The sequence below is a fragment of the Nostoc sp. C96 genome (assembly GCF_059384975.1).
Map to the genome: position 1 here is coordinate 5,616,334 of NZ_CM182020.1, position 26,394 is coordinate 5,642,727.

General features: G+C 40.8%; 20 protein-coding genes and 1 pseudogene. 13 read left to right on the forward strand and 8 right to left on the reverse strand.

What is annotated here, in order from left to right; genetic code table 11:
- Positions 1-382 precede the first annotated feature (382 nt).
- From AC504W_RS24005 to pstB, 7 genes are all read left to right on the forward strand, one after another.
- Entirely contained in the window at positions 383-1,657 is a 1,275-nt protein-coding gene (locus AC504W_RS24005) for a type IV pilus twitching motility protein PilT (protein ID WP_494874707.1), read from the forward strand.
- A gap of 69 nt (positions 1,658-1,726) precedes the next feature.
- Positions 1,727-2,488 carry a circadian clock KaiB family protein gene (locus tag AC504W_RS24010; RefSeq protein WP_494874708.1) on the forward strand — a complete coding sequence of 254 codons (762 nt, stop codon included), beginning with the start codon at positions 1,727-1,729 and terminating at the stop codon, positions 2,486-2,488.
- Positions 2,489-2,813: 325 nt separating this feature from the next.
- The gene (locus tag AC504W_RS24015) at positions 2,814-3,971 is read left to right on the forward strand and encodes a sulfate ABC transporter substrate-binding protein (protein ID WP_494874709.1); all 1,158 of its coding nucleotides are present in this window, start codon (positions 2,814-2,816) and stop codon (positions 3,969-3,971) included.
- Between the two features lie 87 nt (positions 3,972-4,058).
- The gene (locus AC504W_RS24020) at positions 4,059-5,060 is read left to right on the forward strand and encodes a PstS family phosphate ABC transporter substrate-binding protein (RefSeq protein ID WP_494874710.1); all 1,002 of its coding nucleotides are present in this window, start codon (positions 4,059-4,061) and stop codon (positions 5,058-5,060) included.
- A gap of 11 nt (positions 5,061-5,071) precedes the next feature.
- Positions 5,072-6,013 carry a phosphate ABC transporter permease subunit PstC gene (gene pstC / locus AC504W_RS24025; protein WP_494874711.1) on the forward strand — a complete coding sequence of 314 codons (942 nt, stop codon included), beginning with the start codon at positions 5,072-5,074 and terminating at the stop codon, positions 6,011-6,013.
- 5 nt (positions 6,014-6,018) lie between these two features.
- Positions 6,019-6,921: a phosphate ABC transporter permease PstA gene (pstA, locus tag AC504W_RS24030; RefSeq protein ID WP_096580651.1), complete on the forward strand. Its 903-nt coding sequence runs from the start codon at positions 6,019-6,021 to the stop codon at positions 6,919-6,921.
- Between the two features lie 67 nt (positions 6,922-6,988).
- Positions 6,989-7,816 (forward strand): phosphate ABC transporter ATP-binding protein PstB, encoded by an 828-nt coding sequence (pstB, locus tag AC504W_RS24035; RefSeq protein ID WP_494874712.1) that lies wholly within the window; start codon positions 6,989-6,991, stop codon positions 7,814-7,816.
- A gap of 168 nt (positions 7,817-7,984) precedes the next feature.
- Here pstB and AC504W_RS24040 read toward each other — a convergent pair whose 3' ends face one another.
- The 3 genes from AC504W_RS24040 to AC504W_RS24050 form a co-directional block, all read right to left on the reverse strand.
- The gene (locus tag AC504W_RS24040; RefSeq protein WP_494874713.1) at positions 7,985-8,902 is read right to left on the reverse strand and encodes a histone deacetylase family protein; all 918 of its coding nucleotides are present in this window, start codon (positions 8,900-8,902) and stop codon (positions 7,985-7,987) included.
- Between the two features lie 171 nt (positions 8,903-9,073).
- Complete coding sequence (locus AC504W_RS24045) at positions 9,074-9,292, reverse strand: hypothetical protein (RefSeq protein ID WP_494874714.1); 219 nt, start codon at positions 9,290-9,292, stop codon at positions 9,074-9,076.
- A gap of 217 nt (positions 9,293-9,509) precedes the next feature.
- The gene (locus AC504W_RS24050) at positions 9,510-10,331 is read right to left on the reverse strand and encodes a SirB1 family protein (RefSeq protein ID WP_494874715.1); all 822 of its coding nucleotides are present in this window, start codon (positions 10,329-10,331) and stop codon (positions 9,510-9,512) included.
- A gap of 801 nt (positions 10,332-11,132) precedes the next feature.
- On the opposite strand from AC504W_RS24050, the gene AC504W_RS24055 reads away from it, so the two are divergent.
- The 5 genes and pseudogenes from AC504W_RS24055 (at position 11,133) to AC504W_RS24075 (ending at position 17,749) form a co-directional block, all read left to right on the forward strand.
- Positions 11,133-12,197, forward strand: coding sequence for a choice-of-anchor L domain-containing protein (locus AC504W_RS24055; protein ID WP_494874717.1), 1,065 nt, complete (start codon positions 11,133-11,135; stop codon positions 12,195-12,197).
- Positions 12,198-12,583: 386 nt separating this feature from the next.
- Positions 12,584-14,033, forward strand: a pseudogene (gene atpD, locus AC504W_RS24060) (F0F1 ATP synthase subunit beta).
- 90 nt (positions 14,034-14,123) lie between these two features.
- A complete protein-coding gene (gene atpC, locus AC504W_RS24065) occupies positions 14,124-14,537 on the forward strand; it encodes an ATP synthase F1 subunit epsilon (RefSeq protein WP_103123889.1) in 414 nt (137 codons plus the stop codon).
- 162 nt (positions 14,538-14,699) lie between these two features.
- The gene (locus tag AC504W_RS24070; RefSeq protein WP_494874720.1) at positions 14,700-16,802 is read left to right on the forward strand and encodes an SPFH domain-containing protein; all 2,103 of its coding nucleotides are present in this window, start codon (positions 14,700-14,702) and stop codon (positions 16,800-16,802) included.
- Positions 16,803-17,074: 272 nt separating this feature from the next.
- A complete protein-coding gene (locus AC504W_RS24075) occupies positions 17,075-17,749 on the forward strand; it encodes a Coq4 family protein (protein WP_494874721.1) in 675 nt (224 codons plus the stop codon).
- A gap of 281 nt (positions 17,750-18,030) precedes the next feature.
- Here the strand turns inward: AC504W_RS24075 and AC504W_RS24080 are convergent, their stop codons facing one another.
- Together AC504W_RS24080 and AC504W_RS24085 are read right to left on the reverse strand one after the other, a co-directional pair.
- Positions 18,031-19,683 carry a hypothetical protein gene (locus tag AC504W_RS24080; protein WP_494874722.1) on the reverse strand — a complete coding sequence of 551 codons (1,653 nt, stop codon included), beginning with the start codon at positions 19,681-19,683 and terminating at the stop codon, positions 18,031-18,033.
- 72 nt (positions 19,684-19,755) lie between these two features.
- Complete coding sequence (locus AC504W_RS24085) at positions 19,756-20,979, reverse strand: acetate kinase (RefSeq protein ID WP_494878752.1); 1,224 nt, start codon at positions 20,977-20,979, stop codon at positions 19,756-19,758.
- Between the two features lie 307 nt (positions 20,980-21,286).
- On the opposite strand from AC504W_RS24085, the gene AC504W_RS24090 reads away from it, so the two are divergent.
- A complete protein-coding gene (locus AC504W_RS24090; RefSeq protein ID WP_494874724.1) occupies positions 21,287-22,864 on the forward strand; it encodes an adenosine deaminase in 1,578 nt (525 codons plus the stop codon).
- A gap of 260 nt (positions 22,865-23,124) precedes the next feature.
- Here the strand turns inward: AC504W_RS24090 and AC504W_RS24095 are convergent, their stop codons facing one another.
- The 3 genes from AC504W_RS24095 to pyk form a co-directional block, all read right to left on the reverse strand.
- Complete coding sequence (locus AC504W_RS24095; protein ID WP_494874725.1) at positions 23,125-23,253, reverse strand: DUF4276 family protein; 129 nt, start codon at positions 23,251-23,253, stop codon at positions 23,125-23,127.
- A gap of 463 nt (positions 23,254-23,716) precedes the next feature.
- Entirely contained in the window at positions 23,717-24,709 is a 993-nt protein-coding gene (locus AC504W_RS24100) for a transaldolase (protein WP_494874726.1), read from the reverse strand.
- A gap of 149 nt (positions 24,710-24,858) precedes the next feature.
- Positions 24,859-26,289: a pyruvate kinase gene (gene pyk, locus AC504W_RS24105; protein ID WP_494874728.1), complete on the reverse strand. Its 1,431-nt coding sequence runs from the start codon at positions 26,287-26,289 to the stop codon at positions 24,859-24,861.
- Positions 26,290-26,394 lie beyond the last annotated feature (105 nt).

Consider the following 26,394-nt stretch of genomic DNA (forward strand, 5'->3'; position numbering starts at 1 on the left):
AAATACCTGCTGCTGATTTGGCTTTTAATTGCTAGTAAATTGCCGTGATTTTAGGGAAAATTTTCTCATCTAAAAGCAAGAGATTTTCAAGATTTAATTAAAGTATTAATTGTATCTTGAATTTAACAGGGTTATTACTGAAGGATATCTCAGGATATAGTGTGCTAAACAGGTGTATATGGACTTAATGTGTTTCTAACATAATGGCAAAACTTGCATGTCATATAAAAAAGTATACTAGCAGCTATGCCAAATGTAACGAAATGTTGCTTTAAAGTTCTCAGGTAAGGAACAGCAACAAACCTGCTGTCTGCCGTCCTTAGAACCACCAAGATAGCTTTTTTGCAGATTCAACTTGATAACTGCTTAATTTTGAAGATATATGACAGAAACATCGCCACCAGCCAATTCCAATCCTGTTGCTTCTCGGAATGTGCCACCCATGCCACCGCCACCACCATCATTAATGACACAGCGGCAGCATACACAAACGTTGGATATGTCAACTCATCGAAATACAACCCAACCTGCACCACCGCCACCAGCCGCAGGTCATCGTCCGGGAACTCCTCCACCAGCGGCTAAAAGCAATCCTACTGGATTAAGTTTGGCGCAAATTATCAAAGAAGCTTTTGATAATGGTTATTCCGATGTTCACTTGGGTGTAGGTGAAGTTCCGCGTTTCCGCAACCGTGGCGAAATTCAACCAACCGAGTATCCAGAAACAGATCATGAAACTTTCATGGCTTGGTTGCGAGAGGTAATGACGGAAGCAGAAATTCAGCGATTTGAAGAACACCTAGAATTTGATGGTGCAACTCAGTATGAATTCGCCCGTGTACGGATTAATGTTTTTGGCTCCATGAAAGGCCATGCACTGGTGCTACGGTTAATTCCCCTGAAAATCTTATCGATGGAACAGTTGAGATTACCGCCAGTTTTCCGCGATATCTGCCACTCTCATAAAGGCTTAATCTTAGTCACTGGGCCAACTGGTTCGGGTAAATCAACAACTATGGCGGCGATGATTGACTATATTAATCGAGAAATGGCCAAGCACATCATCACCATTGAAGATCCTGTGGAATTTGTTCACCAAAGCCGCAAGTCGTTGGTCAAACAACGGGAAGTGGGAATGCACACCCGCAAATTTGATAATGCTTTAAAAGCTGCTTTACGGGAAGATCCAGATTTGATTCTGGTGGGGGAAATGCGGGATAAAGAAACAGTCAATACCGCCTTGAAAGCTGCCCAAACAGGTCACTTGGTAATGGGAACCTTGCACACCAACAGTGCAGTAAAAACGATTGAACGGATTCTCAATTTATACTCTGGTGAAGAACAGGATGCTATGCGGGTAGCCTTGGCAGAATCTTTAGTAGCCATCATCGCCCAAGGATTATGTCGCACGACCGATGGTAAACGAGCTGCATTCCACGATATCTTAATTAACACTGAGGCGGTTAAAGAATGGGTCAAAGACGGTAAGTATGATGAAATTGGTGAACTGATGAAACAAGCCGGTTTCGACGGTATGATTACGATGAATCAGTCGCTACTCAATCTTTACCAAGAAGGTCGCATTACAGAAGAAACAGCTTTAGAAATGTCACCGACTCCTAACGAAATGGCTCAGTTTCTCCGAGGACGAGTTTAATTACAGTAAAGGTAAAAAGTAATCCGCCTCTACTTTTTACCTCCAAGTTCCCCAACCCCTGTAACTAACTTGACTACACCTAAACTCTTTTTACCGAAAGTTTTCAAAGGCATTGCCTTATTTACACCCGGAGGCGACTTAATTTATTGCATCGACCCGAATAAACAGGGTCGATGGCATTTGCATTTGTGCGCTGCTTTACAAGAAATTCTCGATTTACCAGAACCGCCGCATTTTTTAGTTCCTTGTTATACGGCCACCGTTGACCACTGGTTAGATCCGCATACTCAGCAAATTCGGACTTTTGCAGAAGCATATCCAGCGGTGCTGCAACATCAAGCTTTATTAAATGTAATTTTTGGCACAGGTGATTTAATCTGGCAAGCCGCACCTTGGCAAGATGGTTTATGCGATCGCATGGTGTTGGCGACTTATCGTTCCACATTTCCCCAACTGTGGGAAGACCACGACTTAATTATTAACTTAGACTTATCAGAAAAGGCTCCCAAATATTATCCACCAGTGAAAGCCACACAAAACGTACAGCAAAAAACTCAATGTTACGTTTTGCGTTTATTTATTGCCGGTCATAGTGCCAATACAGAACGGATTCTGCATAATTTACACGAAATGTTAGAGCGATCGCTCAAATATCCCTACACATTAAAAGTGATTGATGTTCTAACTCATCCAGAACAAGCAGAAATTGATCAGGTGTCTGCAACTCCTACTCTCGTAAAAGTTTGGCCTCAACCGATTCGCCGCATCGTTGGCGATTTAGATAACGCTGAGAAAATCTTCCAGATGTTAGGCGCTACAGAAAAGTTATAAAAAATTCATCAGATTTGATATTGAGGCTCACAAAAAAAGCTTCAATTAGTTTTACCGAAGCGCCTGTAGCTATTAAATTTAATTTTTTATTTAGCTTTTCCATTCAATAAACTCTGTATATTCCTCGGTAATTTGGGGAGTAATCTGCGTAAAAAACTAAGCTTTGTAGTTAGAAAACCCCTACTTTCTACTTAGATCAAAAATCAACTTTAATTTTTATAGTTTAATCACATACTGTCTTGACAGGTATCAGATTTTCATGCTTTATAATTAAATAATTACAGTAACTCGATGGAGATACTGTAGATAATGGGGTAAATATTTGATGAATAAGTCGCAGCATCCGGCTCGATGGGGAATTTTTCAAATTGAGCATATATATACTTGCATTGAAAAAACTGGACAGGTAATGCAAGTTTTGTCTCAGCAAATTATAGGAATCTGGTTAAATCAACACGCTGTTAAAAGGTTCACCTATTTATTCTTTTTAGGTACACTTTTAAGTGTAGCGATTACCGCCTGTTCTGGAAGTTATTCTGCTGCGGAACCAGAAATAAAGTTGAGGTTAGTTTCTTTCTCTGTCACAAAAGCCGCCCATGACCAAATAATTCCGAAATTTGTCGAAAAGTGGCAGAAAGAACACAATCAAAAAGTAATTTTTGATCAAAGTTATGCAGGTTCTGTTGCTCAAGCTGCTGATGTGATTGCTGGTAAGCAAGAAGCTGATATAGTACACTTAGCCCTGCCTTTAGATGTTATTAGAATTCAACAAGCTGGGTTAATTAAATCTAGTTGGCAAATTAGAACCCCCAGAAATGGTATTGTTAGTAGATCAGTTGCAGCAATTGTTACCCGCGAAGGCAATCCGAAAGGGATTAAAACTTGGGCAGACTTAGCTAAAACCGACGTGAAATTAATTGCAGCTAACCCTCAAACTTCTGGGATTGGTATTTGGGAATTATTAGCTTTTTGGGGTTCAGTCACTCAAAATGGTGGAGATGAAGCGACAGCTTTAAAATATATTACAAAGGTCTATCAAAATACTGCTGCGCTCACAAAAGATGCTCGTGAAGCTAGTGATTTATTTTTCCAACAAGCCCAAGGTGATGTTTTAATTACCTATGAAAATGAGGTAAGTTTAGCTGAAAAAACAGCCTTGAAACTACCTTATATTATCCCAGAAATAAATATTTCGATAGATAATCCTGTAGCTGTAGTTGATCAAAATGTTGATAAACACAAAACAAGAAAAGTTGCAGAAGCATTTGTAGATTTCCTTTATTCTTCAGAAGCTCAACGGGAATTTGCGAAATTACAATATCGTCCAGTGAATCCCACAGTTACCCAAGAAGTAGCATCACAATATCCCCCAATTCAAACTTTATTTACAGCCCAAGATTTAGGGGGTTGGGATATGATTAAAACAAAATTTTTGGAAAACGGGGCAATTTTTGACCAAGTTAAAGCTAACAGTAAAACGTAAAGCATAAATCAGATGATTAGAGATTTTGCTACCCAGATTGAGGACATAGTTGTTAGCTTTTGATTTATTTAGTAAATTACTAATTGTATGAATTTTATTTCGCAATTTAAAAATAATCTATGCTTGATCTTTTTGCTTGTGACTAGCTACAGCATTACAGCTTGTAGTAGTAATGAAGAAAAGCAGAAACAAGTAAGTATTGATGGTGCGGCTGTAGGTTTTCCGATTTCTTTAGCAGTGGCGGAAGAGTATCATAATGTGAATGCTGATGCTGTAGTTAGCGTTGCTTCTAGTGGAACTGGAGGCGGAATTAGTAAATTTTGTGCAGGTGAAATTGATATTGTGGGTGCTTCTCGTACCATTCGAGATGAAGAAATTGCCAAATGTAAAAGTAAAAATATTGAATTTTTGGAAATTCCTATTGCTTTAGATGGCATAGCAGTTATTGTCAATAGTCAGAACGATTTTGTGAAATGTCTGACAGTTGATGAATTAAAAACCATCTGGAGTGCCAAATCAGATGGGAAAATTTTAACTTGGAATCAAGTTAATCCTAAGTTTCCCAATGAGAAAATGAAACTTTATGCACCTGCATCTGATACAGGTACATTTGATTATTTTACTCAAGCGGTAACAGGTAAAGCGAAAAATGGTCGTACAGACTATACTCCCAGCCACAATCAAAATACTTTGGTACAAGGAATTGCAGGTGATAAATATTCTTTAGGTTACGTTGGGATTTCTTACTACATTCAAAATCAAGATAAGCTAAATTTAGTGGCTGTGGAAAATCCTAATGGCAAATGTGAAAAACCTGTACCAATAGACAATGTAGTCAGAAATATTTACACACCTTTATCTCGTCCTTTGTTTATTTATGTGAGTAAAAAATCCTTAGATACAAAGCAAACAGTGAGAGAATTTGTCGATTTTTATTTAGAAAATTCGTGGAAATGGGTAGACAGTGCTGGTTATGTTGCCTTACCTGATGAAGCCTACGTGAAAGTAAAGCAGAAATTCATTAAGGTGGAAACTGGTACAAAATTCAAAAAAGCTAAACCAGGTCAACCAATTACTAATTTTATTTAAGTTATTGATTTATGAGCGCCATAAATAATCAAAATGGATTTCAGGAAGATTCTAGGCGATCGCTAGAAAAAAAACCATCAGAAGATATTACCGAAAAGATTATTGCCGCAATCTTATTTTGTTGTGGTTTAGTTTCTGTACTAACTACATTTGGCATTGTCATTATTATCTTTCAGGTAACATTTGAGTTCTTCCAAGAAGTCCCACTCTCTGACTTTTTTCTGGATACGAAATGGACACCTTTATTTGCTGAAAGACATTTTGGTATTTGGCCTTTAATTAGTGGGACTTTTTTAACCACTATCACAGCTATGGCTGTAGCTATTCCTTTGGGTTTATCTTCAGCAATTTATTTAAGTGAATATGCCCAACCTAAAGTAGCTGCAATTTTGCGTCCCGCAATGGAACTTTTAGCAGGGATACCAACAGTTGTTTATGGCTACTTTGCCCTGTTATTTGTTACTCCATTCCTAAGAAATTTTCTGCCTCTAGAAATATTTAATGCCATGAGTGCAGGGTTAATGATGGGAGTAATGATTACTCCTACAGTCGGTTCTATTAGTTTAGATGCTATCCAAGCAGTGCCGAATTCTTTAAGAGAAGGTGCTTATGCTTTAGGAATCACGAAATTAGAATCCATTTTTAAAGTGTTATTACCAGCCGCACTTTCAGGAATTACAGCTTCGATTATTTTAGGTGTTTCTCGTGCTGTTGGTGAAACTATGACTGTTGTTATCGCCGCTGGACAACAGCCAAAACTGACAGTGAATCTGATGGAGTCAGTAGAGACAATGACAGCTTATATGGCACAAATTTCTGGTGGAGATAGCCCTCGTGGAAGTCTCAATTTTAAAACTTTATATGCGGTAGGGGCTGTTTTATTTTTGCTAACGTTGGCTTTAAATATTGTCAGCTACTGGGTTTCTCATCGTTTTAAAGAAAAATACGATTAATCAATATGGCTACAAGTTATCAAGGTAATGATTTTTTCGATTCGAGTTCAGAATTTACTGATAATATTGAAAAAAGAGAGTCATTAGGGAAAGTATTTGAAATACTTTTTTTAATAGGTTTATTGATTGGTTTATTTATCTTGGCATTGCTAGTTTTTGATATTGGTCAAGATGGATTAGCCAGATTTTTAACACCAGGTTTTTTAACAGAAACTCCATCTCGTTTCCCGGATGAGGGAGGTATTCGCCCAGCAATTGTAGGGAGTATCCTTTTGGCAATTATTGTGATGTTAGTCGCAGTGCCAATTGGAGTGGGTGCAGCTTTATATTTAGAAGAATATGCACCTAAAGCTTGGTGGACTGCGATTATTGAAATTAATATTAGTAATCTCGCAGGTGTACCTTCTATTGTTTATGGGTTGCTGGGTTTAGGAGTATTTAATTATTTGCTTGGTTTTGGCCCGGCATTAATTTCTGGAGCCTTAACGTTATCTTTGTTATCCTTACCAGTAATTATCGTTACATCTAGAGAAGCGATTCGTGCAGTTCCAGATTCTTTACGACATGCTTCTTATGGTTTGGGTGTGACAAAATGGCAAACTATTTACCATCACGTTATACCTTATGCAATTCCTGGGATATTAACAGGGGTGATTATTTCTGTATCGCGTGCTGTTGGTGATGCAGCTTGTTTACTTGTTGTCGGGGCTGTCAGTTTTTTGACTTTTAACCCTGGTTTATTCCAGAGATTTATGGCTTTACCGATTCAAATTTTTAGTTATCTGAGTCGCCCAGAACCGGGGTTTGCTAATTCATCAGCCGCAACAATTATTGTGATGATGCTTTTAATTTTAGTGTTGAATGGAATAGCTATTTATGTGCGACAACGCTTTTCGATAAATAGGTAAATATCTATTTAGGTAACAGAAAAATTTTCAAATTTCCAATAAAAATTTTAGATTGGGTATAACTATTATGACTCAAAATGATAATAAAAGTAAGCCAAATAATGGCACACTCACTCAAGCAAGAACTGTGTTTGATGTTGAGGGTTTGAAAGTTTATTACAGTGGTTTTTTGGCCTTGCTGGATGTTTACATAAAAATTCCCGAACAACAAATTGTGGCTTTTATTGGCCCTAGTGGTTGTGGTAAAAGTACACTCTTGCGGTGTTTCAACCGGATGAATGATTTAATACCGGGAGCAAAGGTTGAGGGTAGATTAAATTACCGCGATCGCAACATTTATGATCCTAAAATTAACTCAGTCAAACTACGTCGCCAAGTCGGGATGGTGTTTCAAAGACCAAATCCTTTTCCCAAATCTATATATGAAAATATTGCTTTTGGCCCCCGTTCTAACGGTTATAAAGGGAACTTGGATGAATTAGTTGAAGATTCTCTCAGACGTGCCGCCATTTGGGATGAAGTCAAAGATAAGCTCAAAGGCAAAGGTACAGCATTATCTGGTGGACAACAACAACGGCTATGTATTGCCAGGGCGATCGCCATGAAACCAGATGTATTATTAATGGATGAACCTTGTTCTGCCCTTGATCCTATTTCTACCCGTCAAGTAGAAGAACTCTGCCTAGAACTCAAGCAGCAATACACCATTATTATGGTGACGCATAACATGCAGCAAGCTTCCAGAGTTGCAGATTGGACAGCATTTTTCAATACTGAAATTGATGAACATGGCAAACGCCGTGGCAAATTAGTTGAATTTAATCCGACAGTTCAACTTTTCTCTTCTCCTAATACAAGAGAAGCGGAAGAATATATTAGTGGTCGTTTTGGTTAGATGAAAAAAAGGGGCTAGATACAAGATAAAAAAATTTTTATGTTTGGTTGTGAGTGTTTCTCATAAATAGCTGAATTGCAAAAGTGCAAATATCAAGTCTGGTTAATTAGACATGATATAAGTCATATTTTAAAAATCTATTTTCTAGCCCCTAGTCTCTATTCAATCTCATAAACAGCGTTCAATTGTAGCTAACACAGACTGAGAAAGACTAGAAAAATCGTAGCCGCCTTCCAAACCAAAGAGAATTTTCCGCGTTATACCCAAACAATATTCAGTAAATAAACCATAATCTTCTGGCAGTAAATTCATACTTGCCAAAGGATCTGCGGCGTTAGCATCATAACCGGCGCTGACAATTAATAAATCAGGCTGAAAGTTTTGTAAGAATGGGAGTAACTTATTTTCTAAAAGTGGGCGATAGGCAGAGATATTGCTACCAGGCGGCAGCGGTGCATTTAAAACATTATTATGATAACCATGTTCAGAAGCTTTGCCAGTACCGGGATAGCAAGGATACTGATGGAGAGAACAGTAGGCAATCTGTGGGTGAGTTTCCACGATCGCCTGAGTTCCATTACCATGATGTACATCCCAATCGAGAATAGCAACACGCTTAATTTCTGCTTGTTCTAAAGCATAAAAAGCAGCGATCGCCGCATTAGAAAATAAACAAAAACCCATCCCTGCATCACTTTCTGCATGATGTCCTGGTGGACGCGCCAACACAAAAGCGGGATTTTCTTCAGCTAAGACAATATCAACACCATCCAGCCAAGCACTCACCGCCAATAAGGCTACATCATAGCTATGGGGAGAAACTGGGGTATCACCATCGAGATAGCCACCACCACTAGCAGAAATTTCCCCAAGTTTTTTAACGTAAGCTGGGCTGTGAGCTTGTAATAACAAAGACATTAGAGATGGTTTGTCGGCGACTGGAGTAGGCTCGCGCCAAGCAATCTTTTCAGCAAACACAGCTTCTTTTAAAGCGTTGACGATCGCCGTCAGACGTTCTGGTTTTTCTGGATGATAATTTCCAGTCTTGTGATTCAAAAACTCATCAGAATAGATGACTGGGAGCATAGAAGGCAATCATCAAGTTACTGAATGCCATTGTAGCTTCAGTAAGCTGTTAAGCATTTAATTTGCACATTGAGGCCGCAGGGGGGCAGGGAGCAGGGAGCAGGGGAGAGGGTTTGCAGCTTTTATTACCATGAATATGGTGCAACTTAAATGACGATTAGCTTAGTCTTTCTAGTCTTTTGTAAATCCTATCAATTCATCAGTTGGTTCATCCAACATGTCTGGAACTAATGCTGGGTTACTTTTGCGTTCTTCGGCTGATTGTTCTCGAATCACATCATCCATTTTGGCGGGATGCTTGATTTTATCTTGTGTTTCTGGGCTTAATTGCGTTGCGTCGCCTTCGGGATTCATTTTTTCGGCTTGGCTAGGAACTGTTTGCTTATCCATGAATATTGTCTCCAATTTTCTAGACTCAGCTTAAGCAATGCAGTTACCAAGCACACACTATCTTGAGGCTTAATTTGCCATCTGACTACTAATACCGTTTCACCTTAAGTTTGATACAAATAGACCGCAGGGAGCAGGGAGCAGGGGGAAAGAATGAAAAACCCATAAATCTGTATAATTTTTTCGTGAAATGGTATGAGAGAAAACAATCATAGATTTACTCTTTACCCAGTTCAGCAAGTAACCGCTTAATTACCACTGCATCTTCAGCATTAGGAACTTTGGATAGGTAATTTTGTAAGTCTTCAACTGCTTGTGGATGATGTCCTAGTTGATAGTAAAGCAAACCGCGATCGCGGATTTCTAACATCGCCATCGGAAATAGCAATAAAATTCGTTCTACCGCAGCCAGCGTTTTGGCCAAATCTTGCTGCTTGAGATATATGTACTTTAAATTTGTCAGCATCCTGGCTAAAAATTGCCGATTGCTGACAGTGGCTAAAAATTCGGGTTTGAGGCTGACAGGTTGCTGAAACATCTGAGTCAGTCTTTCCTGACAGTCTTCTGCAAACATCACCTCACCACGATTGAACGCATCAACAAAAATTTCCATATCTGGAATATCTGGACGTATGAGAAAATGACCAGGCAATCCTATACCCACCATCGGGAAATCAATTCTTTGGGCAATCTCTAGGTAAACCAGCGCTAAAGTGATCGGAATTCCCATACGACGGTCGATCACATCATTTAAAAAGCTGTTACGGGGGTCATAATAGTTGCTATGATTGCCCGTAAATCCTAAATCATCATACAAATACTGATTCAAACTTTGAATCAACCGCAGTGGATAACGTGAAGTTGGTAAACGTTCTTGAACCTCTTGTGCCATTGTATTGAGGGCATTGAGATATTCTTCCAGGTCAAGGTTAGGATATTCTTCTTGGGCAATGTACAGTGCTGCCTTGGCCAAGTTGATATACTCGTCAGGTTGCTGAATCTCTTGGTAAAAATATTGTCTTGCTGACGAGAAATTCATAAGCAAATTCTGCTGTAAATATATAGATGAAGCTAGAGCAAATAGGGACTGAGCGATTTTTGCACTTATCTTTATCTTAAGTTAAGAGCATGAAAGTAAAAACGCAGAATTGAGAACCGACCATTTCATTTAGACGTAAACGCCTGCGTCATTAATCACCGATAAATTGATTATTTACTTTTGCGTTTGGAGTGTAATGTAAGATTCCTCACTTAATATCTTTACCAAAATTAGACAAAATAACAATAAATTTTATCAATCAAATTGTGATCAATTATGCTTTGAATTAGTTTTTGTAAAATTTTTATTTACTAGAATAATATATAAAGTTGGATTCATTTTAACTTCAAATAAGCCTTATATTATATTTACCAGTTTTTTATATTTGTATATAAAAATATTTTGAAGAAATTGAATTTATTTACAAAGTTTTATTGTGAAATTTAGCAAGGTTTTTGCATACAAGCATTATTGAATCAACTTTTTAGGGTAAATATACATATTTTGAAATTTAATTATTATGTGAACCACCGTATTTATACTATCCAAAAAGGTGGTTAACTATTAATGTAATTACATAGACAAATAGAAGAATAAAGTTCACCTCAATAATATCTTGAATGCAGAAATGTATTTTCAAGGTGTAGTTATAGTACCCATTTCGATTATCGGCGATCGCGGCTAGAGAATAAGTAATTTTGTGACCATAGCACTAGGGGCTTTATGGCATAAAATTTGCTGGAATTTCCCCAATTTCATCAAAAAATATTGACACTATTCACGTTCAATTGGTAGAAATACATGAAATCTCTGAAGAGTTTTCTAAAAACTGGTGCATTTTCTTTATTAGGTTTAGGATTAGTCACTGCACCTGCTCAAGCCGTCAATATCACTACTAGCAGCGAAATCGACCCGAATGTTTTAGTTAACAACATTTTAGGTTCAGGAATTACAATATCTAATGCTACCTACCAAGGTGCATCAATAGCATCTGGAACCTTTACAGGTGGTTTAGCTTCAGGTATTGGCATAGAAAGCGGTATTATTCTCACTACTGGTAATGCTAACTTGGCAGTTGGGCCAAATACTAGTGAGAGTGCATCCAGGAGGAATAACCTTGCTGGAGATGCAGATTTAAGTGCTTTAATTTCTGGAGTCAAAACTTTTGATGCTAGTGTCCTAGAATTTGAGTTTATATCAACAACCGGCAATCTTTTTTTTAATTATGTTTTTGCATCAGAAGAATATAACGAATATGTGAATTCTAAGTATAACGATGTATTTGGATTTTTCTTAGATGGAAAAAATATTGCCTTAATACCTGGAACTGATACCCCAGTTTCTATTAATACTGTTAATGGTGGTAATCCATTCGGGAACAATGCAACAAACCCTCAACTATTTAATAATAATTCTTTAGCTGATGGTGGAGCAATTTATAATCTTCAATATGATGGTTTTACCAATGTATTTTCGGCTCAATTCAAAGGATTAAGTGAAGGTACACATCGCCTGAAAATCGCAATTGCAGATGTGGGAGATTATCGTTATGATTCTGCGGTGTTTATTCAAGCAGGTACTTTTTCTAGTCTCCCCCTACAACCAGAAATTCCTGAGCCAACGCCTGTTACCCCACCAGAAATTCCTGAGCCAACGCCTGTTACCCTACCAGAAATTCCTGAGCCAACGCCTGTTACTCAACCAGAAATTCCTGAACCAACACCTGTTACTCAACCAGAAATTCCTGAGCCAACGCCTCCCATACAAAAAGTTCCTGAGCCTACCACAGTTATCGGTTTGTTAGCTAGTGCGGCCTTTGGTGTTACATCCCTCCGCAAGTGTAAGCAACAAAAAATACTTAACTAAACGCGATGTGCGACTTATTTTTGAAACCCCACTTCTATTCCTCTCACGCCAGTCGTCTCAAGTAAGGAAACCATGCGCGACAGTTAATCGTGGGGAAAACTCCCTTTGCGTTATCTTCTGCCAAAGGGAGAAGATTCGGACTGTCTCACCACGGCGCGAAAGCTAAAGCATAAATAAATTTTCCCTGGATTTTGTAGCTACCGTGTCACAATACTGCTGACGCGGTGTTTTTTGTTTTTAGCCTCATTTCCAAAACAAAACACTGGTCTTAAGGAATTACTAACGGAGTTATGTCCCCTTCCGGTGCTAGAGTGAAAGATGACATTGCTTAATCTTTTGTCATCTAAGACCTCATCTGAAATATAGCTTCAATCATTAGGCTCAGCATGGTCACCACCGCAGAAAAAACAAATATAGGCTACATTACCCAAATCATTGGTCCGGTTGTAGACGTTAAATTCCCAGGCGGTAAATTACCGCGAATCTACAACGCTTTGACCATCAAAGGCTCTAACGAAGCTGGACAGGAAATCAACCTCACCGTTGAAGTACAGCAATTGCTGGGCGACAACCAAGTGCGAACTGTGGCGATGAGTTCCACCGATGGTCTAGTACGCGGTTTGGAAGTTGTCGATACAGGCGCTGCCATCAGTGTACCAGTGGGTAAAGCTACCCTAGGTCGAATTTTCAACGTCCTTGGCGAACCTGTTGACAACAGAGGGCCAGTAAATGCGGAGGCAACCTTACCTATCCACCGCGACGCTCCTAAACTAACTGATCCTGGAAACCAAACCTTCCGTTTTTGAGACTGGGATTAAGGTTGTTGACCTGCTAACTCCCTATCGACGTGGCGGTAAGATTGGTCTGTTCGGCGGTGCAGGTGTCGGCAAGACCGTGATCATGATGGAGTTGATTAACAACATTGCTACCCAGCACGGCGGCGTATCCGTATTTGCGGGTGTAGGTGAGCGTACCCGTGAAGGGAATGACCTCTACAACGAAATGATTGAATCTGGGGTTATCAACAACGAGAACCTCAACGAATCAAAAATCGCCCTGGTTTACGGTCAGATGAACGAACCACCCGGAGCAAGAATGCGGGTTGGTTTGTCTGGTTTGACAATGGCTGAGTACTTCCGTGATGTCAACAAACAAGACGTACTGCTGTTTATTGACAACATCTTCCGCTTTGTACAAGCAGGTTCGGAAGTATCAGCTTTGTTAGGTCGGATGCCATCAGCGGTAGGATATCAACCTACTCTGGGTACTGACGTAGGTGCGCTGCAAGAACGGATTACTTCGACAACAGAAGGTTCTATTACCTCTATTCAAGCGGTATACGTACCTGCGGACGACTTAACCGACCCCGCACCTGCAACTACCTTCGCTCACTTGGACGGTACAACTGTACTGTCTCGTGGTTTGGCATCTAAAGGTATCTATCCAGCGGTTGATCCGTTAGGTTCTACCTCGACAATGTTGCAGCCCAACATTGTCGGTGACGAACACTACAATACTGCTCGCGCCGTTCAAGCAACCTTACAACGCTACAAAGAACTACAAGACATCATCGCCATTCTCGGTCTGGATGAATTGTCTGAAGACGACCGTCTGATTGTAGCCCGCGCCCGGAAAGTTGAGCGCTTCTTGTCTCAGCCCTTCTTCGTAGCAGAAGTATTCACCGGTTCTCCTGGTAAATACGTAAAATTGGAAGATACCATCAAAGGCTTCCAGAAGATTCTGTCTGGTGAATTAGATGATCTGCCAGAACAAGCCTTCTACTTAGTAGGCGATATCAACGAAGCGATCGCCAAAGCCCAAAAGCTTAAAGGCTAGAAATTAGTCAAAAGTCCAAAGTCAATAGTCCAAAGCAATTTGACTATTGACCTTAACTATTAACCATTGACTATTGACTATTGACAAGTTATGACATTAACCGTTCGTGTAATTTCCCCAGACAAAACAGTGTGGGATGCTGAAGCTGAAGAAGTGATTTTACCCAGTACAACTGGTCAGCTAGGTATCCTGAGTGGACACGCACCTCTGTTGACAGCCTTAGATACAGGTGTGATGCGCGTCCGTCCCAGCAAAAATGCTAACTGGCAAGCGATCGCTCTTTTGGGTGGTTTCGCAGAAGTTGAAGCTGGTGAAGTGACAATCTTAGTCAATGGTGCGGAACGTGGCGACACCATCGACTTAGATGCTGCACGCACAGCATACAACGAAGCCCAAACTCGCCTAGCTCAAGTACCAGCAGGCGATCGCCAAGCTCAAATTCAAGCAACACAAGCCTTCAAACGCGCCCGCGCTCGTTTTCAAGCTGCTGGCGGTTTGATATAAACATTGTTCGTAATTTTCAATTTTGTAGGGTAGGTTATCTGCTTGCTCTACAAATTTTTTTTATTTATATTTCTCACAAAAATTACACCAAGTTTAAGAAAATTAGGCCTCACCAAGTGAAGTGTTAACTTAGATGATTAGTTGCCCAGCAGGGCGCATAATATGAAAACTTTTCCATCTTCCCTTGGTAAGAGTCAACAAAATAAATTAGTTCGTTTAGGATTGTCGGCATTAGCGGCCTTAGCCTTAACAAGCGGTATGAATTCCGCCAATGCTGCTTTCGTAAAAACACAAAATTCCACAGAAATCGCCTCAACAAAAGTACTACTAAGTCAAACACAACCTGTCACTACCCAATCAGTAAATAGTCAGCCTCCCTATCAAGCAATGCAGGTAGCACCACTGATTCCCATCGTTGTACTTGGTGGGATTGTGATATTTGTCCCGCTGTTTTTTGGCGGATTGGTGGTAATTGGTGAACGTGAAGTTGGCGTAGTGGTGAAAAAATTTGCCCTTTCTGGACGCGGATTACCACCCGGACGGTTAATCGCCCTCAACGGTGAAGCAGGTTTGCAAGCCGATACCCTCGCACCTGGTTGGCATTGGGGTTACTGGCCTTGGCAATATTCAGTGCGTAAAGAATCTGTAGTGGTTGTTCCCCAAGGTGAAATTGCCTTGATTGTCGCAGCAGACGGCGCATCCAACCCACCAGAACGAATTTTAGGTAAAATCGTCGATTGTGATAATTTCCAAGATGCGCGAAAATTCCTGAGCAACGGCGGTGAAAAAGGCCGGCAAATGGGTTTTCTCACCGCTGGTACTTACCGAATTAACACCGCGCTGTTTCGGGTAATTATGGCGGCGAATGCCAAAAATAATGATATGCAAGCAGAACAGATGCGAGTGTATAGCGTCGCATCTGATAAAGTCGGCATTGTCACGACTCTAGATGGTTTGCCAATTCCATCTGGGGAAATTGCTGGGCCAATGATTTCGGGACATGACAACTTCCAGAATGGTCAAAAATTTTTGGATGCTGGTGGAAGAAGGGGTTTGCAAGAGCAAATCTTACTGTCTGGTTCTTGGAACTTGAATCCTTGGTTTGTGCAAGTTGAACAAGTACCAATGACAGAAATTCCCATTGGTTATGTAGGTGTGGTAATTTCTTTTGTCGGTCAATCTCAAGAAGATGTCAGTGGTGCCGCCTTTACTCACGGTAACTTAGTTAATTCGGGACATAAAGGTGTATGGATAGAACCGTTGTATCCAGGTAAGCATCCCATCAACTCTCGAATAATGAAAATTGAGTTGGTTCCCACAACTAACATAGTGTTGAATTGGTCAAGTCGTACCGAACGCCACAGCTATGATGCTAATCTAGCTTCCTTAACGGTGCGATCGCGGGATGGTTTCGCCTTTGATTTAGAAGTAGCTCAAATTATTCATGTCGGTGCTTTAGATGCACCAAAAGTAATTTCTCGTGTGGGTTCCATGCAAAATTTAGTTGACCATGTATTAGAACCGACAATTGGCAACTATTTCCGCAACTCTGCCCAAGACTACACCGTACTAGATTTTCTCACCGCCCGGAGCGATCGCCAAGCGGAAGCGGCTGAGTATATTCGAGCCGCATTACGTGCTTATGATGTACAAGCAATTGATACCTTAATTGGGGATATCCAGCCGCCAGCATCGTTGATGCAAACCCAAACTGACAGGAAAATTGCTGAAGAACAACGCAAAACTTACGAAGTGCAGCAGGTAGCCCAAACCCAACGCCAGCTACTAGTTAGGGAAACAGCATTGGCTGATATCCAACAAGAAATGGTGAAATCAGAAAAAAGCGTCCAAATTGCGGAATTAAAAGCCCAAGCCCAGATTCAACACGCCACTGGGGAAGCCGAAGGGATAAAATTACGCGCCATTGCCGAAGCCGAAGGGATTCGCGCCACAGGTAACGCCAAAGCCGAAACCTACCGCGCTGGTGTGGAAGCCTTGGGTTCTCAAGGTTATACAGCCATGCAGCTGATGCAAATTATTGGCGATCGCAACGTCCGTCTGATACCAGAAGTTTTAGTCAGTGGTAACGGTAATAACAATGGCTTGGTAGATGGTTTACTCTCAATGATTTTGTGGAATCAAGCTGGTAAGCAAGGTGAAGGGACAGCAACACCTTTACATCCACATCCCATAGTTGTGAATAACCCAGCCGTTTCCCCAAATAATCACTCGCCGATAGTTGCAGAGTTCCCAACAGATAAGTAGATATCATTGTGGGAAGGAAAAGTCTCCGCCCCTACTGAGACTTTTTCCCACATTTGAATTGCTATCTTTGCAACACTCTTCTACGGAGAAAACGTAAATTTACACCAATTTGAAAAATGATTGCGACAAATGGATTTCTGAAAAGCTTACCAGTAAACCTTTTCTCAATCCAAAATCCAAAATCTAAAATCCAAAATGGTATTACCTTAGCCTCTCAGTCATAATCTCAGCTATACTCGTATTTTTTATAAATACTTGTGGGAGTTAATACTATGCTGCGTGGTAAAAATAGTGCTATACAACTAGATTTTTTGAGGACTTTAAAAGGAGCCGTTACTTTAGCACTTGATCCAGGCCGGGCAGACGCTACGCCAGATATTGAAGATGGCATGATCAAACTTAAAGCTACTCAATTAGCCATTGATTATGTGAAAACTTTACCGGAAGTTGTGGAAATTGTCCAAGAGCGATATTTAGCTCCCCCTCCAGATTTGACAGCCTTAGCCCAACTCCCTTCAGAATCTCTGGGGCGATGCTTTGCTGAGTATATTCAGAAAACTGGCTTTGACCCAAATTACTACCGTCCATTGCCAATCACTGATGACACCAGCTATGTGCTGACTCGCTTACGTCAAACTCACGATATCTGGCATTTAGTGACAGGATTAGGCAGTAATGTTAACGGAGAGTTAGGCTTGCAAGCATTTTGCCTAGCCCAAATTCGCATTCCTTTGCCTATTTTACTCATTGCTGGTGGGTTACTCCGCACTCTATTTACTGCCCCAGACGAGTTAGGGAATCTTTTAGAAAATATTGCGATCGGCTACCGAATGGGAGCTAAAGCAAAACCCTTTTTAGCGCAGAAGTGGGAAGATAATTGGGACAAGCCTTTAAGTTTGTGGAGAAAGGAACTAGATATTATCGTTGTTGATCAGTATATTCCTTAAAGACTCAAAAATTCCATCGCCTAATACCGTTTCACTTTAAGGTTGATACATTTAGGCAAGCAGAGGAGCAGGGGAGCAGAGGGGAAAGAATTTGTATCAGGATTTTAGTGAAATGGTATAACTTCTGGTTTTTACAACATAATAAATAGGACTTACTCAACGCCGATAATGTCATTGCGACTGGAATGAAGTGTAGGGAAGCAATCCCAGCGTTAGGGGAGATTACTTCCCTATCGGTCGTAATGACGAAGTTACCTTATTTTTGCGTGAGTCCTGATAAATTATTCTTCCAGAATACAGTCTGCCTTTAACAAAATAAAGTTTTCTGTTTCTAAAACCGAACAGTGTTTTGTTAATGTTGCTAATGCTGGAATCTTATTCTGAGACAAATTGCTAATGGCTTCATTAAACCCTGGTTGAAAACTTTTTAGCCAGGGTTTACTGATGAGATAATCAACTTGAAAGGATGTATTTTCTATCAGCCAGAAATCAACTCCGTATTTTTGAATTAGTTGTTTTACTGGTGTTAAATCTTGGTTATATTGAGCATGAAGCAAATCAATAATCCGTTGGCGAATCTGGGAATAGTAACCTAAATGAAAAGGCAAGGCATATTCTCTACCTACTAAAATAGGTCTTTGGGCAAAAGTGGGGATGTTATCTGCTTCGTCTGAGAGTGTCGCCACTAAACTGTCTTTAGGTTGCTGCTGCAAAAAATTGTACAATGCTGATGCTGTAGATTGCCGATAATCAGTAGTAGGAAAACGTCCAGAAAAGTTAGGATACAGCAACAAAAAAGTGATTAAACTAACTGCTAATGTAATTTGCCAAAGTCTACGTTTTTGCTGATAAGCCTGGAATAACCGATCCAATATTAAAGTTAAGGTAATACCTGCGGCGATCGCCATGACTATTCTAAAAGTATGTACTGTGTAGCGAGTAGGGAAAAATAACTTCAATAGCAAGGCATGAGCCGCAAAAAACAATGTCAACGATACGATGATAATTTGTGGCAATATTTTGACTTGAATTGTCAACTTTTCCAGTTTTCCTCGCACCAGTGGGAAAAACAAACCCATCCAAATCAGAGGAGGCATTAACGGTGGTAAGATGCCACTATGTTGGCCGATTAGCCAAAATCTCGCCAGATTATTGTCAAAAAAAGGATGTCTGCCTTCTGTCCATAGTTCTGGCATGATCCAAGCTTGATTTGCTGTAACAACTGGTGCAAACTTAGATGAAGCTAAAAGATAGGGTAACATCACGATAAATGCTAATCCCAAGATAGTAACTAGCCAAAAATAATTATTAGGTAATCGAATTAATAAAATGCCTATACAGATAAATACTAGAGGAGGATAAAATAATCCTGCCAACATAATTATCAGACAGTTTATTCGCCAATTACATCTAATTAGATAGTATAAAAAAGCCAACAGCAATGGATAGATAAAAGACCTGGGTGTGGCAGAAACCAAGTCAGATTGAAACCAAAGACTTTGGTTTAATAATAAGGTTGTAATAAATGCCGAGCCTGGTACGGGAAAAATTTCTAAGCTTAGATTAAAACAGTAGATAGTAGTAATCAAGCACAAAAAAACTGGGATAATTTTACTGCACAAAAGTGGATTAATGCCGAAATTCGCCATCAGTTTATATAAAGTGGCATATCCCAATGGCGTAATTGATTGGAAATAATCTGCGATTAAATCATGTTGAAATAATTCTGGATCGATAAATTGCTGCATCCAAAATACATATTCTCTGGCATCATCTTGAGCAACATATTCAGTTTTGAAGGCTCTTTGTAGTCCCAAGATGCTATAGAATACGGCAAATCCTAAGCTTAGTGTTAAGTGTAGTGATATCCATCCCCAAGGGCGTTGTTTTTTAGGCTGATTAATTGAGGCTGTAAAAAACTTAGATAGAGACATGAACAAAATTTTCTGATGCTTTAATTTCAATTAACAGCCTATTTTTGCTGAGATGAATTTTAATTTTACCTATTAAACATTCTTTTTCATAATTTGCCAAGATTGTTGCGCGATCGCCCAATCTTCTTGGGTATGTATCACTAACACCCGCACTGTAGAATCAGGTGTAGCAATATCTTGATCAACAGGTTGATTTTGATTTTTCTCCTGGTCAATTTTTAAACCTAAAAATCCAAAGGCTTCGCAGACAGCTTGGCGAATTCCCGCAGATTTTTCACCTATACCTGCGGTAAATAACAATACATCTAATCCGCCCAGACTAGCCAGCATCGCCCCAATCCCAGAGCGTAAACGATGGACATAAATATCCCAAGCGAGTTGGGCGCGGTCGTTACCTTGGGCGATCGCTTCAATTACTTTGGGTAAATCGCTCGATACGCCCGAAATTCCTCTTAAGCCAGATGCTTTATTTAATACATAATCTAAACTTTCTGCTGAGTAATTAGATTGGCGCATGAGGTAAATTAAAATTCCTGGGTCGATAGAACCGCAGCGACTACCCATCATTAACCCGTCTAAAGGCGTGAAACCCATTGTTGTATCAATGCTGCGACCATCTTTAATTGCGGCTAACGAACAACCATTACCTAAGTGACAACTAATGATTCGCAACGATGTTAAATCTCGACCAAGAACTTGCGCCGCCCGCCCAGCGCAATATTGATGACTGACACCATGAAAGCCATAGCGGCGAATACCTTGTTCTACCCATTCATAAGGGCCGGGATAAATTGCAGCAGCATCCGGGAGAGTGGAATGAAATCCAGTATCAAATACTGCTACTTGAGTAACATCGCCCAAACTTTTTTCAATGGCTTCGATGCCTTCTAAAGCTGCGGGGTTGTGGGCTGGGGCAAGATTAGAGAGACGAGCGATCGCCTTTTTAACTTCTTCTGTAATCACCACACTATGGCGGTAATCTTGCCCCCCATGAACCACACGATGTCCCACTACATCAATTTCTGACAGTTGTCCAATGACTTTAGTTGCACCACGGCTGAGGGTATAAAGCATATAAGCAACGTGTGCTTGGCGTGAATCCCCATATATGGATTCATGCAGAGTTGCGCCGGAAGCTGTTTTTACCTCAATTTCTGCCACACCTCGGTCTTGAGTCCAGTTAACTTTGCCTTCCCAAAGTGGTTTGGGTGCTTCTTGGGGTAAAGCATCATCGGCTATTTCATACAAACAGCTTTTTTGGCTGCTAGAACCAGCATTTAGTACTAGGATTTTCATAAATTTGACCCTTTCTTGACAACACTGGAGAATTCTTTTTGAGGGTGCTGTTAAAGGATGATCGTTGATGTGTTCTGGTGAAGGAAATTGATTGCGTTGATTGCGATCGCCTTGAGAATTCTTCAACCTACTGAAAGTACTGGCGAACTAGAAAATTGCGCCATTTTGAGCTATTGATCAACCAAATTGAGTCAAATTTAGCCGCAAAAGCAAAGTTTTTTGAGAAATGCAATAGACTTTCATCTAATGTTAATCGAGATGTTTTTTGCTTTATTCTAAGCATCGTTTTACAAAAAAATAAATCTATATGCTTAGACGAGCGCCCTTATATTTTTTTTTAGGAGTATTAACGAGTTCTAGCTGTTTCATCTTCAGTGTAGCAGCCCAAGTCCCATCTACATCTAATTCGCAGCAGTCCTCAACTCGAAGTGAAGCTCAAGCTGCTAGTTGGTTTGAAGCCCATCGCTCTCAGCCAGCCGCTTTACGAGCATTTGTACAGCGAATGCCGAAGGGAGGAGATATTCACAGCCATCTAAGCGGGGCTGTGTACGCAGAACATTATCTAGAGTGGGCTGCAACTGATGGATATTGTGTGAATCCAAAAGTGGGGACTGTAGTTGAACCCAAGGCTTGTAATCAGGACAGTAGCTATTTTCCCGCCTCAGAATTGTTCAACCGAACTTCTGTTTATGACTCCCTAATCAATCGTTGGTCTACCCGTAACCTGCAATTTGCTGGCAAATCTGGACACGACCAATTTTTTGAGGCTTTTAGTGGTTTTGGGACAATATCAGACTCTATGAGCCGTCGGGATGATATGGTCGCGTCAGTAGCAAATCGGGCAGCTTCGCAGCATATTACCTATTTAGAGTTAATGCTGACTGTTCAGGGGAGTGAGGTTCGACAGCTAGGGCGTGAAGTGGGTTGGAATCAAGACTTCAAAGAGATGCACGAGCAATTGCTCAAACGAGGATTAACTCAGCTAGTGACACTCGGCTCTCAGCAATTAACACAGCTGGAGAGTGAAGTGGCGAAAACACTTGGTTGCGGCACTCCATCGCCACAGCCTGGATGTACAGTCACGGTGCGCTATTTGCAGCAAACTACCAGAACAAAATCACCGGTGGAAGTATTTGCTCAGTTAGCTTATGCTTTTGCACTGGCTTCATCATCCAAGCAGGTAGTTGGGATCAATCTCGTCGCTCCAGAGGATCACCCGATCGCACTGCGTGACTACACCTTGCAAATGCAGATGCTACAATTTCTCAAACGCCAATATCCCAATGTTAAAGTTTCACTTCATGCTGGAGAGTTAACCTTGGGGTTAGTTCCAACTGAGCATTTACGTTTTCATATTCGGCAAGCTGTAGAAGTAGCACAGGCATCTCGCGTTGGACATGGTGTGGATATTCTGTTTGAAGAGCGTCCTTTTGAGTTGATGAAGCAAATGCAACAACGCGGCGTGTTAGTTGAAATTTGCCTAACCAGCAATGAAGTCATTTTGAATGTCCAGGGAAATCAGCATCCTTTTATGGAGTATTGGAAAGCTGGAGTACCAATGACCCTTGCTTCCGATGATGAAGGCATTTCCCGCATCGATTTGAGTCATGAGTATCTGTTAGCAGCAACCAGATATGGGCTGGCATATAAAGACCTCAAGCGACTGGTTCGCAATAGCTTAGAATATAGTTTCGCTCCCGGAAATAGTCTTTGGAAGTCGCCTGAGTTTAAGGCAATGGTTCCCGCTTGTGCCAGTGATACCCCTGGTGATACCTCTGTTTCTACCGGATGCAGTACTTTTTTGCAAAAGAGCGATCGCGCACGGATTCAATGGCAACTAGAGTCAGAATTTACTCGGTTTGAGTCTTTGCAAAACTGGCTTTGATGGACTTCCCGAAAAATGCTTTAATCCCACATTCCGCCTTCTCCTTTGTTAATTGGAGATGCAGAATGTGGGATTTGATCATGGAATCTAAATTCTAGTAGTTTACCAACCCAATATTGCTATGTAGACCTAGTAAGGGTGCAGGGGAATTTGGGAAATCTTCTCCCCCCTTGTTCCCCGCAGCCTGCCATCACGCAAAGTTCTCTTGGCAGATCACTAGTATTCAGGCTTTGAAATTGTCCTAACATCTCTGACTACCGCTATATGTTTTCTAGATTTAGTAACCATTGGTGAAAATGCTGGCATTGTTGGCGGATTGTATCTAGTCCAATCTCAATAGCCAGCAATGAACCATGCAGTACTTTGTCATATTCTTGACACTCTGTCATGAACAGTCTCCAGATAAACAGGCTTGGTCTATACAGGTTTCATTTTACAGCAGGAGCCAGAAGGCAGAAGGGGAAAAAGTAAACAGTAAATGCAAGCCACAATAAGTTTTATAGTATTTAGAGTAGCAATCATGTTAATTGCGGGTGTATGCTGTGAAATTTATTCAGATTAGCAGCTTGATCAGTTGTGAAGCTAATGTATGAGTCACAAATTAAATTTACGAGTCACAAATTAAATTTACGAGTCGCAAATTAGATTTACGAGTTACAAATTAAATTTACGAGTCACAAATTAGATTTACGAGTTACAAATTAGATTTACGAGTTCTAAATTAAATTTACGAGTCGCAAATTAGATTTATAGCTGTAGCCAGATAGATAAAAAAAGAATTCTGAATTTTTAATTCAGAATTCTTTTTGTTAAGTTACTCCTTCTTATGCGCGAAAAAAAGGAGTCTAATGGCTAGGCAGGTACTTCTAAACTAGATAGTCTCTCTGCCAATAGTTTTTCTAGGTCTTCCAACGCTTTGGTAAATCCTTTGATACCTTCATCTAACTTGTCGTAAGCCATTTGGTCTTCGGCGTGCATTTTGTCGAAGGTGGCTTTGTCAATGGAGATTTTGGCAATATCCATGCTGGTAGCTTTGGAAGGGTCGAGTTTGCGGGGTAGTTCGCCGATGGTGGCTTGCAATTCACCTAACAAAGAGGGAGAAATGGTGAGTAAGTCGCAACCAGCTAACTCGGTAATTTCGCCAACATTGCGGAAGCTTGCGCCCATAACTTCGGTTTTATGACCGAACTTCTTATAGTAGTTATAAATTGTGGTGACAGATACTACGCCTGGATCTTCAGCAGAGGGGTAGCTGTCGCGTCCGGTTGATTTCTTGTACCAGTCAAGAATCCGACCGACGAAGGGAGAAATTAAGGTAACGCCTGCTTCTGCACAAGCGATCGCTTGATGTAAACCGAACAACAGAGTTAAGTTACAGTGAATGCCTTCTTTTTCTAGAATTTCTGCTGCTTTAATTCCTTCCCAGGTACTAGCAATTTTAATCAAAATGCGTTCGGGGCCAATGCCAGCTTTTTTATACTGGGCAATTATTTCTCTACCTTTGGCAACAGTGGCTTCTGTATCGTAAGACAAGCGGGCATCTACTTCGGTAGAAACGCGACCGGGGATGATTTGCAAAATCTTCAAACCAAAGGATACCGCCAAGCGATCAAATGCTAAAGAAACAATTTCTGCTTGACTAGCACCAGTACCAGCATCTTTTTTAGCTTGCAGCAATGTTTGATCAACAATATCCTGATACTCTGGCATTTGTGCCGCAGCAGTAATCAGTGAAGGATTGGTGGTTGCATCTCGCGGTGTGAATTTTTCAATGGCTTTAATATCGCCAGTATCAGCAACTACTACTGTAACTTCACGCAATTGTTCTAGTAAATTTTTAGACATAAAAAACTCCTTGAAGATTATCTGTGTAGGATTTACCTAATTCCCCTATGTATTTACACTCTCTACGGTTGCTAAAATTCTGATTTTGGCAATTTTTCTTAATCATTGCCTTATTTGCTGACCAAAGCCTCAGCCTTATTCTAGTTGCGTCAGGCTAGAATTGGCTGTCCAATAGAATGCACTTTGATTAAACTAGTTGTGCCTGATTTACCAATTGGTACGCCGGAAGTAATCACCACTTTATCGCCTTCATTCACCAAACCCGTATCTGCCACTGTGTTGACGACGTTGATAAACATTTCCTCCGCATTGTGAACTGGGGGAATGAATATAGGTTCAACTCCCCAAGAAAGTGCTAATTGGCGATAGGCATTTTCATCAGGGGTGAGGGCAATAATCGGCGCGGAAGGACGATATTTGGAGACTAATTTGGCTGTACTGCCAGATGTAGTATTACAAAGAATTGCCTTTGCGCCTGTTTCATAAGCGATGCGACATACTGCTTCTGCCACCGATTCTGTAACGCTGAGGCTGCCTGCTTCGTGACACCAGGAATGTTTACCACCTTCTTGCAAAGCTTGTTCTGTCCGTACAGCGATGTTGTGCATAATTTGCACTGCCGCTTCAGGATACTGTCCGACGGCTGTTTCTCCAGATAGCATGACGGCATCAGTACCATCCAAAATGGAGTTAGCCACGTCGGTGGCTTCGGCGCGGGTGGGGTCTGGTGAACTAATCATCGACTCTAGCATTTGGGTAGCGGTAATCACTGGTTTACCTGCCTGATTACAACGGCGAATAATATCCTTTTGAATCAGGGGGACTTCGTGAATTGGCACTTCTACCCCTAAATCGCCACGGGCAATCATAATACCGTCAGCGACTTGTAAGATTGAGTCAAAACGCTCAACTGCCTCTGGTCTTTCGATTTTGGCAATTAAACGTATAGCAGCACCGGCGGCTTCGATCATACGCTGGGCTGGTTCTAAATCTTGGGGCGATCGCACAAAGGAAACCGCCGCAAAATCTACACCTATCTGAATGCCAAAGCGTAAATCCATCAAGTCTTTTTCGGTGATTGAACTCACGGGTAGCGGTGTTTCTGGCAGATTAACTCCCTTGTGAGTGGAAATTAACCCGCCAATTTTTACCAACGCCCGAATTTTATCGGCATCGCGATCAGTAACAATTAATTTGACGCGTCCATCATTAATTAAAATCGGTTCCCCCGGTCTCACCATTGCGAACAAAGTGGGCAATGGTAAAGGCAGTTCGTCGATACTATTGCCTTTGTCCTGCAAGACAAATGTGACTTCTTCACCAGCTTCGACATTTAGTCCTTCTGGTGGTAAAACTCCTAAACGAATTTTCGGGCCACAAAGGTCTTGCATAATTGCCACTGGCTTTTGGCGATCGGCACTAATTTGCCGTAAATACTTAGCCGTTTGCCCGTGAAATTCATGAGCGCCGTGTGAAAAATTCAACCTTGCTACATTCATTCCAGCTTCGACAAGCGCTTGCAGTTTTTCTGGTGCAGAACTAGCAGGGCCAACAGTGCAAATAATTTTGGTTCGACGCATAGGGATTAGGGTTCAGGTATAAATTGCGATACAAATGCCTTGAGCGATTGCCTATTGCATCCATATCACTTGTGCTTCATATCACTCCTTTTGTATGTAAAAACA

Excerpts from the sequence above, each read along its gene's own strand:
- AC504W_RS24090 (WP_494874724.1), top strand. The coding sequence starts at position 21,287 with ATGCTTAGACGAGCGCCCTTATATTTTTTTTTAGGAGTATTAACGAGT.
- AC504W_RS24050 (WP_494874715.1), bottom strand. The coding sequence starts at position 10,331 with ATGAATTTCTCGTCAGCAAGACAATATTTTTACCAAGAGATTCAGCAA.
- AC504W_RS24095 (WP_494874725.1), bottom strand. The coding sequence starts at position 23,253 with ATGACAGAGTGTCAAGAATATGACAAAGTACTGCATGGTTCATTGCTG.
- pstB (WP_494874712.1), top strand. The coding sequence starts at position 6,989 with ATGACTCAAAATGATAATAAAAGTAAGCCAAATAATGGCACACTCACT.
- AC504W_RS24070 (WP_494874720.1), top strand. The coding sequence starts at position 14,700 with ATGAAAACTTTTCCATCTTCCCTTGGTAAGAGTCAACAAAATAAATTA.
- AC504W_RS24040 (WP_494874713.1), bottom strand. The coding sequence starts at position 8,902 with ATGCTCCCAGTCATCTATTCTGATGAGTTTTTGAATCACAAGACTGGA.
- pyk (WP_494874728.1), bottom strand. The coding sequence starts at position 26,289 with ATGCGTCGAACCAAAATTATTTGCACTGTTGGCCCTGCTAGTTCTGCA.
- AC504W_RS24080 (WP_494874722.1), bottom strand. The coding sequence starts at position 19,683 with ATGTCTCTATCTAAGTTTTTTACAGCCTCAATTAATCAGCCTAAAAAA.
- AC504W_RS24020 (WP_494874710.1), top strand. The coding sequence starts at position 4,059 with ATGAATTTTATTTCGCAATTTAAAAATAATCTATGCTTGATCTTTTTG.
- AC504W_RS24045 (WP_494874714.1), bottom strand. The coding sequence starts at position 9,292 with ATGGATAAGCAAACAGTTCCTAGCCAAGCCGAAAAAATGAATCCCGAA.
- AC504W_RS24055 (WP_494874717.1), top strand. The coding sequence starts at position 11,133 with ATGAAATCTCTGAAGAGTTTTCTAAAAACTGGTGCATTTTCTTTATTA.
- AC504W_RS24085 (WP_494878752.1), bottom strand. The coding sequence starts at position 20,979 with ATGAAAATCCTAGTACTAAATGCTGGTTCTAGCAGCCAAAAAAGCTGT.
- AC504W_RS24075 (WP_494874721.1), top strand. The coding sequence starts at position 17,075 with ATGCTGCGTGGTAAAAATAGTGCTATACAACTAGATTTTTTGAGGACT.
- pstA (WP_096580651.1), top strand. The coding sequence starts at position 6,019 with ATGGCTACAAGTTATCAAGGTAATGATTTTTTCGATTCGAGTTCAGAA.
- AC504W_RS24005 (WP_494874707.1), top strand. The coding sequence starts at position 383 with ATGACAGAAACATCGCCACCAGCCAATTCCAATCCTGTTGCTTCTCGG.
- atpC (WP_103123889.1), top strand. The coding sequence starts at position 14,124 with ATGACATTAACCGTTCGTGTAATTTCCCCAGACAAAACAGTGTGGGAT.
- AC504W_RS24015 (WP_494874709.1), top strand. The coding sequence starts at position 2,814 with ATGAATAAGTCGCAGCATCCGGCTCGATGGGGAATTTTTCAAATTGAG.
- AC504W_RS24100 (WP_494874726.1), bottom strand. The coding sequence starts at position 24,709 with ATGTCTAAAAATTTACTAGAACAATTGCGTGAAGTTACAGTAGTAGTT.
- pstC (WP_494874711.1), top strand. The coding sequence starts at position 5,072 with ATGAGCGCCATAAATAATCAAAATGGATTTCAGGAAGATTCTAGGCGA.